This window comes from Sphingomonas piscis (assembly GCF_011300455.1).
Classification (GTDB): domain Bacteria; phylum Pseudomonadota; class Alphaproteobacteria; order Sphingomonadales; family Sphingomonadaceae; genus Sphingomicrobium; species Sphingomicrobium piscis.
The window spans coordinates 1,305,521-1,321,282 of record NZ_CP049869.1 but is presented as its reverse complement, the minus strand read 5'-3'; the positions used below and the strand labels follow the sequence as shown (position 1 = coordinate 1,321,282).

Annotated in this window: 11 protein-coding genes and 1 tRNA gene; 8 read left to right on the top strand and 4 right to left on the bottom strand. The window is 66.0% G+C overall.

From position 1 onward, the window contains the following. Positions 1–10: 10 nt before the first annotated feature. The 4 genes from G7077_RS06455 to G7077_RS06440 all read left to right on the top strand — a co-directional run bounded on the left by G7077_RS06455 (position 11) and on the right by G7077_RS06440 (position 1,793). The gene (locus tag G7077_RS06455; RefSeq protein WP_166410983.1) at positions 11–580 is read left to right on the top strand and encodes a Maf family protein; all 570 of its coding nucleotides are present in this window, start codon (positions 11–13) and stop codon (positions 578–580) included. Then, entirely contained in the window at positions 573–1,490 is a 918-nt protein-coding gene (locus G7077_RS06450) for an Rne/Rng family ribonuclease (RefSeq protein WP_166410982.1), read from the top strand. The genes G7077_RS06455 and G7077_RS06450 overlap by 8 nt, the downstream gene beginning before the upstream one ends. Beyond that, positions 1,447–1,665 carry a DNA gyrase inhibitor YacG gene (locus tag G7077_RS06445; protein WP_343040026.1) on the top strand — a complete coding sequence of 73 codons (219 nt, stop codon included), beginning with the start codon at positions 1,447–1,449 and terminating at the stop codon, positions 1,663–1,665. The genes G7077_RS06450 and G7077_RS06445 overlap by 44 nt, the downstream gene beginning before the upstream one ends. A gap of 52 nt (positions 1,666–1,717) precedes the next feature. Further along, positions 1,718–1,793, top strand: a tRNA-Phe gene (locus tag G7077_RS06440). A gap of 17 nt (positions 1,794–1,810) precedes the next feature. Here the strand turns inward: G7077_RS06440 and nagA are convergent. Genes nagA through G7077_RS06425 form a run of 3 tightly spaced genes read right to left on the bottom strand, consistent with a single transcriptional unit; the run spans position 1,811 to position 4,709 of the window. Beyond that, positions 1,811–2,944: an N-acetylglucosamine-6-phosphate deacetylase gene (nagA, locus tag G7077_RS06435; protein ID WP_166410980.1), complete on the bottom strand. Its 1,134-nt coding sequence runs from the start codon at positions 2,942–2,944 to the stop codon at positions 1,811–1,813. Further along, on the bottom strand, positions 2,941–3,972 hold the full coding sequence (locus G7077_RS06430) for an SIS domain-containing protein (protein ID WP_166410979.1): 1,032 nt from the start codon (positions 3,970–3,972) through the stop codon (positions 2,941–2,943). Before G7077_RS06430 ends, nagA begins: the two co-directional genes overlap by 4 nt. Then, complete coding sequence (locus G7077_RS06425) at positions 3,969–4,709, bottom strand: GntR family transcriptional regulator (RefSeq protein ID WP_166410978.1); 741 nt, start codon at positions 4,707–4,709, stop codon at positions 3,969–3,971. Before G7077_RS06425 ends, G7077_RS06430 begins: the two co-directional genes overlap by 4 nt. Before the next feature lie 187 nt (positions 4,710–4,896). Here G7077_RS06425 and G7077_RS06420 point away from each other — a divergent pair, with 187 nt between their 5' ends. From G7077_RS06420 to G7077_RS06405, 4 genes are all read left to right on the top strand, one after another. Continuing rightward, a complete protein-coding gene (locus G7077_RS06420; RefSeq protein ID WP_166410977.1) occupies positions 4,897–7,590 on the top strand; it encodes a TonB-dependent receptor in 2,694 nt (897 codons plus the stop codon). Positions 7,591–7,728: 138 nt separating this feature from the next. Beyond that, positions 7,729–10,206 (top strand): phosphoenolpyruvate--protein phosphotransferase, encoded by a 2,478-nt coding sequence (gene ptsP / locus G7077_RS06415; protein ID WP_166410976.1) that lies wholly within the window; start codon positions 7,729–7,731, stop codon positions 10,204–10,206. Next, entirely contained in the window at positions 10,206–11,912 is a 1,707-nt protein-coding gene (nagE, locus tag G7077_RS06410; protein ID WP_166410975.1) for an N-acetylglucosamine-specific PTS transporter subunit IIBC, read from the top strand. Before ptsP ends, nagE begins: the two co-directional genes overlap by 1 nt. Beyond that, on the top strand, positions 11,909–14,446 hold the full coding sequence (locus G7077_RS06405) for a family 20 glycosylhydrolase (RefSeq protein WP_246167454.1): 2,538 nt from the start codon (positions 11,909–11,911) through the stop codon (positions 14,444–14,446). Before nagE ends, G7077_RS06405 begins: the two co-directional genes overlap by 4 nt. A gap of 22 nt (positions 14,447–14,468) precedes the next feature. On the opposite strand, the gene G7077_RS06400 is transcribed toward G7077_RS06405, so the two are convergent. Further along, positions 14,469–15,758 carry an MFS transporter gene (locus G7077_RS06400; RefSeq protein WP_166410974.1) on the bottom strand — a complete coding sequence of 430 codons (1,290 nt, stop codon included), beginning with the start codon at positions 15,756–15,758 and terminating at the stop codon, positions 14,469–14,471. Between the last annotated feature and the right edge of the window lie 4 nt (positions 15,759–15,762).

The following is a 15,762-nucleotide window of genomic DNA, read 5'->3' as shown; positions in this document are numbered from 1 at the left end:
GGACGAGGCCGTGCGGCTGATCCTCGCCTCGGCGAGTCCCCGCCGCCTGGACCTGCTCGCCCGGATCGGAGTGACGCCGGACGAGGTCGCGCCTGCCGACATCGACGAAAGCGTGCCCAAGGCCGAGCTGCCGAAGGCGCATGCGCTGAGGCTGGCGGAAGAGAAAGCGGCGGCGGTTGCCGCGCGATTCCCGAACGATCTGGTGCTTGCCGCCGATACCGTCGTGGCCGTCGGCCGACGAATCCTGCCCAAGGTCGAGGATGAAGCGACGCTGCGCGCCTGCATGACGCTGCTGTCAGGACGGCGGCATCGGGTGATGACTGGCGTTGCGCTGGTCTGGCCAGGTGGCAGGCACAGCCGAGTGGTCGAAACCATGATCGCGATGAAGCGGCTCTCCGCCCAGGAGGTGGATTTCTACGCCGCCCATGGCGAATGGCGCGGCAAGGCCGGCGGCTATGCGCTGCAGGGCTATGGCGAAGTTTATGTGCGCCACATCGCCGGAAGCTATTCAAACGTCGTCGGACTTCCACTGGCAGAGACGCGTCACCTGCTGAAGAGCGCCGGTTACCCGCTTGCCTGAATGGATCATCGAGCATGGCATCGGCGAGACCCGCGCGGCGCTGATCGAACATGACACGATCATTGAGGCGCGGGTCCGGCGCGAGGGAATTATCCCCGCCGGAGCGGTGCTCGAAGGACGGCTGGTCGCGGTAGCGCCGCGCGTGACGGTGGAAGCGGGCGGCGAGCAGTTCCTGTTGCCGCGCGGTGCAAGCGGGATCAGCGAGGGCCGAACGCTCAGGGTCGAAGTGACGCGCGAGGCGCTGGGCGGTGCGGAGCCGTGGAAGCGGGGGCTGGCACGGCTCACCGATGACGCCCTGTGCGAGGCACCGCCCCTCTCGGTGGGGCGTGAGGGCATGATCGACGGCTGGGACGAGTTGCTGGAAGAAGCGCGGAGCGGGGTGGTGCGCTTCGAAGGCGGCGAGCTCCGGATCGAGCCGACGGCGGCAATGACGATGATCGACGTCGACGGCTGGCTGGTGCCGGACCGGCTGGGACAGATGGCGGCCTGGGCCGCGGCTGGCGCGATCCGGCGGCTCGACATCGGCGGGCCGGTCGGAATCGATTTTCCGAGCCTTCGAAGCAAGGAGGAGCGGAAGGCGGTGGACGAGGTGCTTGACGCGTACCTACCGGTACCGTTCGAGAAGACGGCGATGAACGGCTTCGGCTTCGTGCAGGTGGTACGGCCGCGGTCGCGAGCATCGCTGATCGAGCTTGCGGCGGACCGGGCGCCGTTCGAGGCGCGGGCCTTGTTGCGGCGGGCGGCACGGGAGGTTGGTGCCATTGGGCTGGCCGCGCATCCGGCGGTGGTGCGGGTGCTGCAGGGCAGGCCGGACTGGCTCGACCGATTGGCGCGGCAGATCGGCGGCGGGGTCGGCTTGCGGGCGGATGGGGCGCTCACCATGTCGGGCGGGTATGCCGAACCAGCCTAAGCCCTGCCCGGTTTGCCGGAAGCCCTCGTCCAGCGACTTCGCCCCATTCTGCAGTGCCCGCTGCAAGGATCGCGACCTCCTGCAGTGGCTCGGCGACGGCTATGCCATTCCAGGTCCGCCGGTCGATCCCGAGAGCGAGGTACTCGGGGTGGACAGGGGCGCAGACGAGGGTTAGGGGACGCTCCGCCCGCGCGAACCACCAGTCGCGGTCAGCGCACGCGCTGTGGGCCCAGGTAGCTCAGTTGGTAGAGCATGCGACTGAAAATCGCAGTGTCGGCGGTTCGATCCCGTCCCTGGGCACCATCTGCCCCGATGAGCAGCTAACGTCCCGCGATCCAGCTTCTTGCGACCGCTCCGCTTGAGTCCAGCTGGACGAGATCGGCGCTCATGCCCTTCGCGATCCGTCCCTGACGTCCGTCCAGTCCGAGGAAGGCGGCGGGATTGACGCTTGCCATCGCCACCGCGGTTGCAAGGTCTACACCCAGAAGCGCCTGGGCATTCCTGACCGCTTGCGCCATGTCGAGGTCTGAGCCTGCAAGCGTGCCGTCCTCGTTGACGCATACGCCATCGACGACGGTCACCGGCCGACCCTGAAGCATGAAGGACTTTTCGGCCGAGCCGACACTGGGCATAGCATCGGTAACGAGCATGAAGCGGTCCGCTGGCTTGCAACGGAGCGCCAGTTTGAGGCTGACGGCGCTGACATGGCGCCCGTCGAGGATGATCCCGCACCATGCGGCAGGGTCTTCAAGCGCGGCGCCAACAGCGCCCGGCTCGCGCGACCCGAGCTGGGACATGGCGTTGAACAGGTGGGTGAAGCCGCTGAGACCATGGTCGAGTGCCTCGCGGATCTCGGCATAGGTCCCGTCCGTGTGACCTGCGGCAACGATAACGCCATGCTCTACCAGCTGGGCGATCATATGCGGCGTCGTGCATTCCGGGGCCAGCGTCACCAAAGTTCGCCCCTTGGTTCGGGAGGTCACGAGCGCGAGGCCATCCTCGTCGAGCAAGCGGATCTTGCTCGCGTGGTGGATGCCCTTGCGCTGCCGGTTGAGAAAAGGCCCCTCGATGTGGATTCCAAGCACGCCCGGAATGCCTGCGGCGATTGCGTCGTCCACCGCAGCAATGCCCCGCTGGACCACATCCAGATCGTCGCTGATGAGGGTCGGCAGCAAGCCGGTGGTTCCGAAGCGGCGATGCGCGGTGGCGATGGCCTCGATCGCCTCCACCGTCGGCGCATCGTTGAACAGCACGCCGCCGCCGCCGTTGACCTGAACATCGATGAACCCGGGCACCAGCGTGTCGCCGCCAAGATCGTCGAACGCGATGCCGGAGGGGAGATCCGCAATCGGGACGACGGCATCGATGCGTCCGCCATCCAACACCACCGCGTGACGTTCACGCAGCCCCTCGGGCGTCAGCACCGTCGCATTGGCGAGCGCGTGCAGGCTCATACCGTCTCCGTCACCTTGCGCAGGTTACGGGGCTGGTCGGGGTTGAACCCGCGGGCAAGCGCAAGGGCATTCACCGCGCGATAGAAGGACTGGATCTGGAGCATCGGCTCAATCGCCGCATGGGCCTGCTGCACCGGAAGATGGACGGCACCGTCGACCGTGGGTCCCGCGACGAACAGCTTGCCGCCGCGCGACGCCACTTCGCGAACCAGCGAGTCGATGCTTTCGGCACTCTCGTCCGACTGACGGAATACCAGCAACGGGAAATCCGGGCCGGCGAGCGCGATCGGACCATGAAGCACCTCCGCAGCGCTGAACGCCTCCGCATGGATCCCGCAGGTCTCCTTGAATTTCAGCGCCGCTTCCTGCGCGATGCCGAGGCCGGGCCCGCGCCCGATCACGAACAGGCCGCTGACATCGTTGAGACCGGCGGACAGTGGCGACCAGTCCGCTTCCCACGATCGGCGAAGGAGATCGGGTGCCTGCTCAAGCGCTTCGGCCAGAACCTGATCCTCCGTCCATTCGGCGACCAAGTCGACGATGGCGGCAAGCGCGGCGATGTAGCTTTTGGTGGCGGCAACGCTGGTCTCCTTGCCGGCGCAGAGCGGAAGCACCGTGTCGGCGAGCTGAGCGAGCGGGCTGTCCTCGACATTGACCAGCGCCAGGAGGTGCGCGCCGGATTGCCGCGCTGCGCTGGCCGCGGCGAGGATGTCAGGGCTCTTTCCGGACTGGGAGATGGCGATGCACAGGGAGCGGCCGGTTTGCGGCTGGCTGTCGTAAACCGAGGCGATCGACGGCGCCTGCGAGCTGGTCAGAACGCCGGCACGCGTCTCGATCAGATAGCGGGCGAAGGTTGCGGCATGGTCGGAGCTGCCGCGTGCACAGGTCAGTACGGCGGTGGGACGGGTCGCGCGCAGCCGCTCGCCGAGCTGGGAAACGACGGCACGATTACGGCGGCGCTGCTCCTCCAGCACCGAAGCTGCCGACGCAGCCTCGGCGAACATCAGGGTGGATTGCGCGTCCGTCATGCCTGTGCGTTCAACTCCGCCACGAAATCATAAGCGTCGCCGCGATACCAGCTGCGGGTCATCTCCACCGCGCGCCCGTCCTCGAGGTAACCGCGGCGCTCGATCAACAACCCCGGGGCGCCTTGCTCGATCCGCAGCAGCCTCGCCTGCTCGGCATCGAAGAGAACGGCGCGCAGGCGCTGCAAGGCCCGGGCAGGCCGGTGGCCGCGTATGTCCAGCGCTTCGTACAAAGACGCCTCCACCTCGTCGGCGCTGCCGAGGGCGAAACTCGGAACGGTCGATTCCTCGATCGCCATCGGCATCTGATCGGCGAAGCGGATACGAGAGAAACGGAAGACGCGGCTGCCGGGACTGAGGCCGAGCGTCAGCGATTCGTCGGGCGAGACCAGGCTTTCCACCTTGCTCAGCCACTCGCTGCGCGGGACTCGGCCCCGCGATGCCATGTCTTCGGAAAAGCTGGTGAGCTTGGAGAATTGCTTCTCGACGCGGCCGGCGACGAACGTGCCGGCACCATGGCGACGCGTGAGGAGGCCGTCGGCGACCAGGCCGTCGAGCGCTTTACGGACCGTGATTCGGGACACGTCGAAGTCGGAGGCGAGATCACGCTCGGGCGGAAGTGCATCTTCCGGCTTCAGAAGCTGGCGCTCGATCGCGCCGCGCAGCGCCAGCTGCAGCCGCTGGTAAAGCGGCGCTCGCCCAAGCGCATCAAGCGGCCCCAACTCGCTGGCCAGTGACATTGCCTCTCCCCATCCGCCGGAAAGCGGACCCTAACATTAGAACCAATTACGTACCTCTTGCCCGACAAGAATAGCAAGACTGTTGCATGACTTTTTTGTTTCCACCTCTTGACGGCTAAATTGGTATGCATGATGGTACGGCATTGGTATGCTATTGGCATGCAGTTGGGGCAACAGGGGAATGGACATGAAACAGCACGCTCTGCTCATTGGATCCGCAAGCTTTCTGGCGTTGATGGCGACACCGGCAGCGGCGCAGACTGACCCTTCTACATCACCGGACTCGACTGCAGCCGCAGCGGCAGCCAGCGAGGGCGACAATGGCGAGATCGTCGTCACCGGCATTCGCCAATCGCTCCGCAAGTCGATCTCGGCCAAGCGCAATGCCGACGTCGTTCAGGACGTCATCACCGCCGAGGACATCGGCAAATTCCCGGACAAGAATGTCGCCGAAGCGCTTCAGCGCGTTCCGGGCGTCGTCATCAATCGCGAGTTCGGTGAAGGCGAGCGCGTGTCGCTCCGCGCCACCGCCCCGAACCTCACCAAGACTCTGGTCAACGGCCACGCCATCGCGACTGCCGACTGGTTCGTGCTGGAGCAGCTCTCCGCCACCCGCAGCTTCAACTATCTGACGCTTCCGGCCGAGATCGTCGGCACCGTCGAAGTATACAAGAGCCCGCAGGCGGACGTCGAAGAAGGGGGCATCGGCGGCACCATCAACGTCCACACCCGCAACCCGCTGGATCTGGACGCATTCACCCTGACCGGCTCGGCGCAGATGGTCTATTCCAGCCTGCGCAAGAGCTGGGACCCGCAGGCATCCGGCCTGTTCAGCTGGAAGAATGATGCGGAAACATTCGGCGTGCTGGTTGGCGCGGTCTACCAGAAGCGCGATATCCGCCGGGACGGTGTCGAGGTGCTCGGCTATTTCACCCAGCCGACCGCAAGTGGGCCGGTCCTTGTCCCATCGCTGATCGGTTCGGCGCTCTTCAAGCAGGAGCGTGAACGCTATGGCGCCAATGTCGGCCTGCAGTTCAAGCCGACCGACGACCTCGAGATCAACGTCACCGGACTTTATTCCAAATTCGGGGCCGACAACTTCAACCAGAACTATCTTGCCTGGGGCTCGAATGCGCTTGGCGGCGGGGGCACGCTGACGAATGCGCAGATCGAGGATGGCACCGCCGTGTCCGGTACGATCACCTCGACACCGGGTGGGCGCGCGGTGGTTTACGACGCTATCGACCGGAAAGCCTTTGCGAAGACCTGGTCAGCCGATTTCGATGCCAAGTGGCAGGTGAGCGATGCCGGCACCTTGCACTTCAAGACCGGCTATACCGAGGCACATGGGGATACGACGGCACAGCCCTTCTACGAAGGCGGGGCGCCGGGCGCCTTCACCTACGACCTGACGGGGCGCGCTCCCAAGGTCAGTTTCACGGGCGTGGATCCGACGGATCCCAGCGATCTCGCTTTCGATTTCGGCTCGCTCCACAAGATCACGAACACGGACAAAGAGAAGTACGCCTACGTCGATTACGAGCATGAAATCGGGTCCGGCATCCTCGACGCGGTCAAGTTCGGCGGAAAGTACACTGACCATGACCGCAAGACGGTGTTCCTCGCGACCACCTACGGCGGGTTCTTCCTGCCGCTACTCGCGCAAGGCTGCGGCGGGCCGTGCGATTCCACCGACTTTGCCGGCGGCCTGACCCCCGGCGACTTCCTCGACGGAGTGGCGTCGCCCGGCACGCTCACGAGCTTCTGGCAGGTGGACCGCCAGGCGCTGGAGGACATCTACTTCAGCCAGCCGGCAAGCGTTCGCGCGCGAATCATCAATCCGCCGGAGAACCACTCGATCAGCGAAAAAGCGCTCGGTGGCTACGGCATGCTGAAGCTGAAGGGCGACGGGTGGCGCGGCAACGTCGGCGTTCGTGTCGTCCGCACCCGGCAGACCTCGACCGGCAATCTGATCGGCGTTCCCGCAGGACCCGATACCGTCAACGACAATGCGTTCGGCGTCTACCTGCCGGTGACCGCCAAGCGCAGCTACACCGACGTGCTGCCGAGCGCGAACGTCGCGATCGATCTCAATCCCAACCTGGTCCTGAGGCTCGCGGTCGGGCGCACCGTTGCCCGCCCGGATTACACCGACATCGTGCCGCGCGTGAACCTCAACCCCGGTTCGCTGACGGCAGCCGGGGGCGATCCCCGCGTAGAGCCGTATCGCGCGAACCAGGCCGATGCTTCGCTCGAATGGTATCCGGATCGCGACACGCTGGTTGCCGCTGCCGTCTTCTTCAAGGACATCAAGTCCTACATCACTGACGACATCAGCCAGGAGGTGTTCCCGGTTCAGACAGCAACGCCGAACCTGTCGCGTTGTACGCCGGCGAACCCGGCGGAAAACCTTTACAACTGCACCTTCGACGTGAACCGCCGCGCCAACGGGCCGGGCGGGACCAACAAGGGCTTCGAGATCCAGGCGCAGCGCAACTTGTGGGGCGGCTTCGGAGCCATCGTGAACTACACCTTTGCCGACGCCAATTTCGACGGCGAGGGCGAAGTTCCGGGCGTGTCCAAGCATGCGCTGAACCTCACCGGCTATTTCGAAAACAGCTTCCTGTCGGCGCGGCTCAGCTACAACTACCGGTCGAAATTCTTCATCACCTACGACCGTGCGGCGCCGCTCAACCAGAAAGCGACGGCGTCGCTCGACGCGTCGGTCAGCGCCAACATCAACCGCAACGTCGCACTCACCTTCGACGCCATCAACCTGACGGAAGAGAAGATCGAGCAATATAGCGGAACCACGACCCGGCCGCGCGGCATCTACAACAATGGCCGGCAATTCTACGTCGGCGCCCGGTTCCGCTTCTAGGCAGGCCATCCGGCAGCGGCAGGCCATGTACCCCCATGCATCGCCTGCCGCTGCCGCCACGGCGTTGCCTCGCCTTGCGCTCAGGCGCATGAATGGCGGACGAGGAGCCAGGTCGATCCCAGTGACGTGTGAAGCATCTTGACCGACCTGTTGCTGAAGGCGCCGCTGACCGGCTGGGTCCGGCCACTTGCCGAGGTCGACGACCCCGTATTTGCCGAAGGAATGATGGGCGACGGTCTCGCCATCGATCCGCTTGGGCCGGAGCTATGCGCCCCGGCGGACGGTGAAGTCATCGCCATTGCGCCGACCTCGCACTCCATCACACTGCGGCTCGCAAATGGTGCGGAACTGCTGATCCACGTTGGGCTGGAAACGGTGGCACTCGGGGGGCGTGGGTTCGCCGTAAAGACCGAGGTCGGTGCACGCGTGAGCGCCGGCGACCCGCTGATCGCCATCGATCTCGAGGCGGTGGCACGTGGCGCCAAGAGCCTGCTCACACCCATCCTCCTGCTGTCCGAAGGCTATGAGGTTCGGCCGCTTGCGTTGAACCGGGCAGTGCGGGCGGGGGAACCGCTGCTCCATCTGGTCGGCAGCGGCGATGATGGAGGCTTGGTCGCGGCATCAGCATCGCAAATCTCCGGGGCCGTGCGGCTGCAAACGGTCGTCCGGTTGGCCCATGGAATCCACGCCCGGCCCGCGGCACGGATCGCTGCGGCGCTCAAGCCCTTTACCGCCGAGGTGCAGATCGAGGCCAACGGTCGGTCCGGCAATGCCAGGAGCACGATTGCCCTGCTGACCCTCGGGATCGGTCACGGCGCTGACATCGTCATCTCGGCGTCCGGCGAGGATGCGCACGCGGCGGCGGAGACGGTCAAAAGCCTGATCGACAGCGGGATGGGCGAGCTGAACGCCGCTGCCCCCCGTCCTGCGGAAGTCGTTCCAATCGCCTCGGGACCACGCTTTCCCGGCGTCTGCGCCGCCCCCGGACTGGCGATCGGCCCAGTGGTTCAGTTGATTGCGGCCGACGCCGATGTGCCTGCCGATGGGGTGGGCGTTGCTGCGGAACAGGCGCGGCTTCACGGCGCCGTCGACGCCTTGCGCGACGAGCTTGGCAAGCAGGTCGAAGGTGCCAGCGGCGTCGCCTTTGCCCATCGCGCGATCCTCGAGGATCCGGAGCTGGCGGTTGCGGCATTGCGGCATATCGATGCGGGCCGAAGCGCACCGTACGCTTGGCGTGCGGCGACGCGCGAGATGGCGGACCAGATTCGCAGGACGGGGGACGCCTTCCTGATCGAGCGGATCGACGATCTGGTCGATGTCGAGCGGCGGCTGATCGCCAAGATGACCGGACAGCCGGAGATCGACGCAACCGCCATCCCTGACACCGCGATCATCATCGCCGACAATCTGCTGCCTTCACAATTCATGGCGCTTCCAGCCGACCGCGTCGGCGGGATCGTGAGCGCCGGCGGCGGTCCGACGTCGCACGTTGCCATCCTCGCGGCATCGGCAGGGCTGCCGATGCTGGTTGCGGCGGGAGACGGTATTCTGTCGGTTCCAGACGGAACGATGGCGATCCTCGATGCGACCGCCGGACGCTTCAATGCTGCCCCGAGCGCAGAGCAGGTGGAGCGGACCCGGGCAACGATCACAGCCGAATCTGCAATCCGGTCGGACCAGCAGCAGGCGGCGGCGGCGGACTGCATCATGGCGGACGGGACCCGAATCGAAGTCTTCGCCAATCTTGGATCGGTTGAGGATGCGGCCCGCGCGGTGGAATATGGCGCCGAAGGGTGCGGCCTGCTCCGGACCGAATTCCTGTTCCTCGACCGACCGGCAGCTCCGACGTTCGAGGAGCAGCGCGACGTCTACCGAAGTATTGCCCAGGCACTCGGCGGCAGGCCGCTGATCGTCCGCACGTTGGACATCGGCGGCGACAAGCCGGTGCCCTATCTCGATCAGCCGGCGGAGGAGAATCCCGCCCTTGGCCGCCGCGGCGTCAGGCTGAGCCTTGCCCGGCCAGACCTGCTGTCGACTCAGCTGCGCGCAATCCTCGCGAGCGTTCCCGCCAACCAGTGCCGGATCATGGTGCCGATGATCGTCGACGTTGCCGAACTCCGGGCCGTGCGTGCCTTGCTCGCGGAGGCGCAGGCGGCAGCCGGAAGCGAAGACCATGTGCCGCTGGGGGTCATGATCGAAACGCCGAGCGCCGCGGTACTTGCCGACAGTCTGGCCGAGGAAGCGGACTTCCTGTCCGTCGGCACCAACGATCTCAGCCAATATGCCCTTGCCGTCGATCGCGGGAATCAGGCCGTGGCGGGGATGGTGGACGCGCTGCACCCGGCCGTGCTGCGCCTGATCGCTCAAGCCGCGCAGGGTGCCGCGACCAAGGGGAAATGGCTTGGCATTTGCGGCGGGTTGGCATCAGAACCGCGGGCCGCGCCCCTGCTCATCGGCCTGGGCGCGACGGAGCTGTCCGCCGTCCCGGCCGCGGTGCCGGAGGTCAAGGCAGCCGTCCGCAACCTTACGACGGCAGATTGCCGCGCGCTGGCCGAACAAGCGCTGTCGCTTGGAACGGCGGCGGAGGTTCGCACCTTGTTGGCGGAGAAGAGCTGATGCGGATCGGGTTGGACAAGCTTCAGCCGCTCGGCCGCGCGCTGATGCTGCCGATTGCCGTGCTGCCGGTTGCCGCGATGCTGCTTCGGCTCGGGCAACCGGACCTGCTCAACCTCACCTTCATCGCCGCAGCCGGCGAAGCGATCTTCTCCAACCTCGGTATCTTGTTCGCCATCGGCGTGGCGGTGGGACTTGCGCGCGAGAACCATGGGGCGGCCGGGCTCGCCGGTGCGGTCGCCTACTTCGTTGCCGTTGAGGGAGCGAAAGCGCTGATGGCCGTACCTCCGGAGGCGAACGGCGGATTTACCGATCAGGCCGCCGTCGACCTGGCGGTGGCGGCGTGGAAGGCCAAGCAGATGGCCAAGCTCAGCGTCCCATGCGGAATTGCGGCCGGGCTGGTCTCGGGGTGGCTGTACAACCGCTACAGCAACATTCGGCTTCCTGAGTATCTCGCCTTTTTCGGCGGCCGTCGGTTCGTCCCGATCGCGGCGGGCGTTGCGGGGGTGCTCGGCGCGATCATCTTCGGACTGGGCTTCCCCATCCTTGCGGGCGGCATCGATGCGCTCAGCCATTGGGTGGTTCAGGCAGGCGGCGTCGGCCTCTTCCTCTATGGTCTGTTGAACCGGCTGCTGATCATCACCGGCCTTCACCACATCCTCAACAATCTCGCCTGGTTCATCGTCGGCGACTTTCACGGGACGACGGGCGACCTGAAGCGCTTCTTCGCCGGTGACCCCAGCGCGGGCCAGTTCATGTCGGGCTTTTTCCCGGTGATGATGTTCGGCCTGCCAGCCGCCTGTCTCGCCATGTACCATTCGGCGCCGCCCGAACGCCGCACGCTCGTCGGCGGCATGCTGACGAGCCTTGCGCTCACCAGCTTTCTCACCGGCGTCACCGAGCCGATCGAGTTCACCTTCATGTTCCTCGCGCCCTTGCTCTACCTGGTGCATGCGGTTCTGACCGGTGTGTCGATGGCGCTGATGGACGCGCTTGGGGTCAGGCTAGGTTTCGGCTTTTCGGCGGGCCTGTTCGACTATGTTCTGAACTTCCGCCAGTCGACCCGGCCCTTGCTGCTGCTGCCGGTGGGGCTGGCCTATGCCGGCATCTATTATGCCGCCTTCCGCTTCTGCATCACCCGCTTAAACCTGCTGACGCCCGGGCGGGAACCGGCGGGCGAGACAATCGCCGAGAAGGGCACCGACGACGTCAAGGCGGGCGCCTTCATTCAGGCGCTCGGCGGTTCGGCGAACCTCCGGAGCGTGGACGCATGCACCACCAGGCTGCGCCTGAACGTCGGGGAGGCAGCGATCGACGAGGCGCGCCTCAGAAGGTTGGGCGCGCGCGGGTTCGTTCGTCCCGGACCCGGCTTGCTGCAGGTCGTTCTCGGCCCGGTGGCCGATCAGGTCGCGTCCAACATTCGTGCAGAGCTTGCGCGCGCGCCGGCGGTGGGGCCCTTCGCGCCAGATGCCGAAGCCATTCTCGGCGCGCTCGGCGGTCCATCAAACGTCAGGGGCTGGCACGACAAGGCCGGTCGGCTGAGCGTCAAAGTCGCCGATCGCGCTCGCGTCGACCTTGATGCTCTCGGCAAGGCAGTGCCGCACGGCGCCGCCTTCGTCGACGATCGCCGACTTCATCTGCTGGTCGGCGACGTTCCGCTGCTGCATCTGCATTTTGGCGAGGGTTTGCGTGAAGGGGTAACAAGGTGAAGGTCGCACGTCTTTTCGCCCTGCTGGCCGGCATCGGCTGTTTCGCCCCCGCCGTCGCCCAAACCCAAGGCGAGGTCGACGCACTGGCCCGCAACATGGGCGTGCGACTGACCATCGTGGATAATCGGCCGCCAACCTGTCCCCAGCAGGCGAGCGGCTGCTTCCTGTCGCACCTCGATCTGACCATGCCTAGGACGGTTCCGTCAGACATCGCTGCCGGCCGGTTCAAGCTTTACTTCAGTTCGGTCAGCCCGGTGATCGAGGGCGTCAGCAACGCGTTCGAGGTTCGGCACCTCAACGGCGACCTCCACGTTATCGAGCCCCGCGCCGACGTGCATCTTGCCGGAGGCGCCACCTACCGGCTGCAGCTTTGGACCGGCGGTCACTTCTTCTCCGCTTATTATCCGATGCCGAACATGTTCGTTGCTTCGGGAACGCTCCAGGCCCGCGTGATCGACGCGACCAAGCCGCGGATCGACCCTGCGAGCGGAATGGAATTGCTGCCGTTTGTGGCCCCGATGACGGACGAGCAGCGCCTGGCAACGGCAGGCCCGAACGACGATACGCGCTGGCTGACGGCGGACCGGGCGTTCGACCTCTACGCAAGTCGTGGAGCCGCTACCTCACCGGACATCGCCATCATCCCAACGCCGATTTTCGTGTCCCGGCCCGGCGGCCAACCCGTCGACCTGCGCGGCGGCGTGACCTTGCGACTGGCGGGCCTGCAGCGAAGCGATGTGGCCGCGGCGCTGGACCGGCTTTCAGACGATGGCGTTCCATCGTTCGAGCGCGGGCCCGACCTGCGCATCCGCGTTGGCGCAGCCGATTTGAAGGCGGACGCGTACCGGCTTCGGGCAGCCGATGGCGCCATTCAGATTGAAGCCGCAACCCCGGCCGGGGCGGCCAATGCGCTGCAGTCGCTCGCCCAGCAGGTCGCGTTCGAAAAGGGCATGTTGCGCCCGCTGGTGATCGACGACGAATCGCGCCTGCCATTTCGCGGGCTCCACCTCGACCTCGCCCGCAACTTCCACAGCAAAGGCCAAGTGCTGAAGCTGATCGACCGAATGGCAGTCTACAAGCTCAACAAGCTGCACCTGCACCTGGGCGACGACGAAGGGTGGCGGCTGCAGATAGGCCGCTTCCCCGAATTGACGGAGGTCGGCGGCTTCCGCTGCTTCGATCCCGCCGAAGACCGTTGCCTGCTGCCGCAACTCGGGTCGGGGCCCGACCGCGACGCGGCGGTGAACGGCTTCCTGACGCAGGCCGACTATCGCGAGATCCTGCAGGCGGCCAAGGCGCGCCACATCGAGGTGATCCCCTCCTTCGACATGCCCGGCCACTCCCGTGCGGCGATCCGGTCGATGGAGGCCCGCTACCGGCGCTTGATGCGGATGGGCCAGCGAGCGGAGGCGGAGCGGTTCCGCCTCGTCGAACCGGCGGACAGGACCAAGTACAGCAGCGTCCAACACTATTCGGACAACACGCTCAACGTCTGTCTCGAAAGCACCTATCGCTTTCTCGACGAAGTCATCGACGACGTCGTCGCCATGCACGCGGCAGCCGGAACGCCGCTGAAGACCTACCACATCGGCGCGGATGAGACCGCCGGCGCGTGGACCAACTCTCCGGCCTGCAAGAAGGTAATGGCGGCAACCCGTCGCACGGCCCCGCAACTCGGCGCCATGTTCATCGAGAAAGTCTCGGCCTCGCTAGCTCGCCGCGGTATTGCCGTGGGCGGCTGGAGCGATGGGATGGGGCATGTCGATCCAGCCAAAATGCCCGCCAAGGTGCAGTCGAACATCTGGAGCGACCTGTTCACCGCCGCTCCGGCCGAGACGGCCGATCATGCCGGCCGCGGTTGGGACGCCGTCATCTCCGTTCCGACGGTGCTTTACTTCGACGTGCCGTATGCGCCGCACCCTCTGGAGCGCGGCTACGACTGGCCGACGCGGGGTACCGACACGTTCAAGGTCTTCAGCTTCATGCCGGAGAGTCTCGCGGCCAATGCGGCCGTGATGAAGAACAGCAGGAACCAGGCGGTGACGGTGACCGCGCCGGCGGTCATCCCGCGCATCGCCGGCATGCAGGCGCAGCTGTGGAGCGAGACGGTGCGGAGCGATGCGCTCGTGGACCAGATGCTGTTCCCGCGCCTGCTCGCCTTCGCCGAGCGCGCCTGGCATCGCGCACCCTGGGAAGTCGTGTCCAAGCCAGGCGCGACCTACGGCTATGGGGACAAGGACGTCGGCGCCGCGCTCCGGCAGGACTGGGCAGCCTTCGCGGGCAAGCTGCCGTTCCACCTCGCCCAGCTGAGCGTCGCCGGCATCCAGTACCGCCTGGCACCGCCCGGTGCCCGCGTGACCGGAATGCTCGAGGCGAACTCCGAACTTCCCGGAACACCGATCGAGTATCGTGTTCACGGAGGACAATGGCAGACGTACCTGCGACCAATTCCGGTCTCGTCATCCGTTCAGCTTCGTACAACGACCCCGTTGGGTGACCGATCGAGCCGGATCGTTGAGGCCGTTCGCCCCTAAGGGATTGCGTGAGGTCGCTGCCTCATTGGTCCAGTGTCGATCCCTCGTTGCGCTTGCCTGCGGCCATAAGGCCGACGGCGCTCAACACCGCTGCGCCTGCCAGATAGGCGCCAACCGGAATAAGGCCGCCCCGCTCGGCCATCAGCTGCGCTAATGCGGGGGTCAGCCCTCCGCCAATGACCCCGCCGAGATTGAACGCGACCGAAGTGCCGGTGTAGCGCACCCGTGCCGGGAAGAGGCTCGGCAGCCATGCGCCGAGCGGCCCGTAAACGAAGCCCATGGCGAGCAATGCGAGCGCCATAAAGGCAAAGACTCCGGCCAGAGAGCCGCTGCCGAGCAGGGCGGGAAGCGTGGCCCCGACCAGGATCGTCGCAAGACAGCCGCCAAGCAGTACCCGGCGCTCACTGCTCTTATCGGCAAGCCAGCCCGAGATGAGGATGCCGACCGCCATGAACAGGATGGCGCCGAGCTGCGCCTGGAGGAAGGACGAGCGATCGTAGCCCAATTGGGTCGTGCCGAAACCCAGCGCGAAGGCCGTCGCGATGTAGTAGAGGGCAAAGCAGCAGATCACGCCCAGGGTCCCGGCGAGCGTCGGGCCGAGATGATCCTTCAGCAAGGATTTCACCGGGACTCGCTCCGGCGCTTCATCCCGAACTGCCGCGGCAAAGGCGGCGGTCTCCGTTAGCTTCAGCCGCACCCAAAGGCCCAGCGCCACAAGCGCGGCGCTTGCGAGAAACGGCACCCGCCAGCCCCAGTCGCGGAACTGGTCGGGTGTCAGGGTCACCGCCAGGATCAGGAAGAAGCCGTTCGCCGCAATGAAGCCCACGGGCGCGCCGAGCTGCGGCATCATTCCGTAGCGGGCACGCCATCCCTTCGGTGCGTTCTCGACGGCGAGCAGCGCTGCGCCGCTCCACTCGCCGCCCAGGCCAAGCCCCTGCCCGAAGCGAAGAAGGCACAGAAGCAGAGGAGCGACCCAGCCGATCATCGCATAGGTTGGAAGAATGGCGATGGCCGCTGTCGAAACTCCCATCAGCAGGAGGGATGCGACCAGTGTCGACTTCCGCCCGACGCGGTCGCCGAAATGGCCGAATAAAATGCCGCCCAAGGGCCGCGCGAGGAAGGCCAGGCCGAAGCTTGCGTAGGAGAAGAGGAGCTGCACGGACGGCGAGCTGGCGGGGAAGAACAACGGCCCGAAGACCAGGCTGGTCGCCGTCGCATAGATGTAGAAGTCGTAGAATTCGACGGAGGTGCCGACGAGGCTGGCAGTGAGAATACGCGCCGTGTTGCGGCGTTCAGGAGCGCTGTCGGTCATCCGT

Excerpts from the sequence above, each read along its gene's own strand:
- G7077_RS06400 (WP_166410974.1), bottom strand. The coding sequence starts at position 15,758 with ATGACCGACAGCGCTCCTGAACGCCGCAACACGGCGCGTATTCTCACT.
- G7077_RS06445 (WP_343040026.1), top strand. The coding sequence starts at position 1,447 with ATGGGGCGCTCACCATGTCGGGCGGGTATGCCGAACCAGCCTAAGCCC.
- G7077_RS06425 (WP_166410978.1), bottom strand. The coding sequence starts at position 4,709 with ATGTCACTGGCCAGCGAGTTGGGGCCGCTTGATGCGCTTGGGCGAGCG.
- nagE (WP_166410975.1), top strand. The coding sequence starts at position 10,206 with ATGCGGATCGGGTTGGACAAGCTTCAGCCGCTCGGCCGCGCGCTGATG.
- G7077_RS06420 (WP_166410977.1), top strand. The coding sequence starts at position 4,897 with ATGAAACAGCACGCTCTGCTCATTGGATCCGCAAGCTTTCTGGCGTTG.
- nagA (WP_166410980.1), bottom strand. The coding sequence starts at position 2,944 with ATGAGCCTGCACGCGCTCGCCAATGCGACGGTGCTGACGCCCGAGGGG.
- G7077_RS06430 (WP_166410979.1), bottom strand. The coding sequence starts at position 3,972 with ATGACGGACGCGCAATCCACCCTGATGTTCGCCGAGGCTGCGTCGGCA.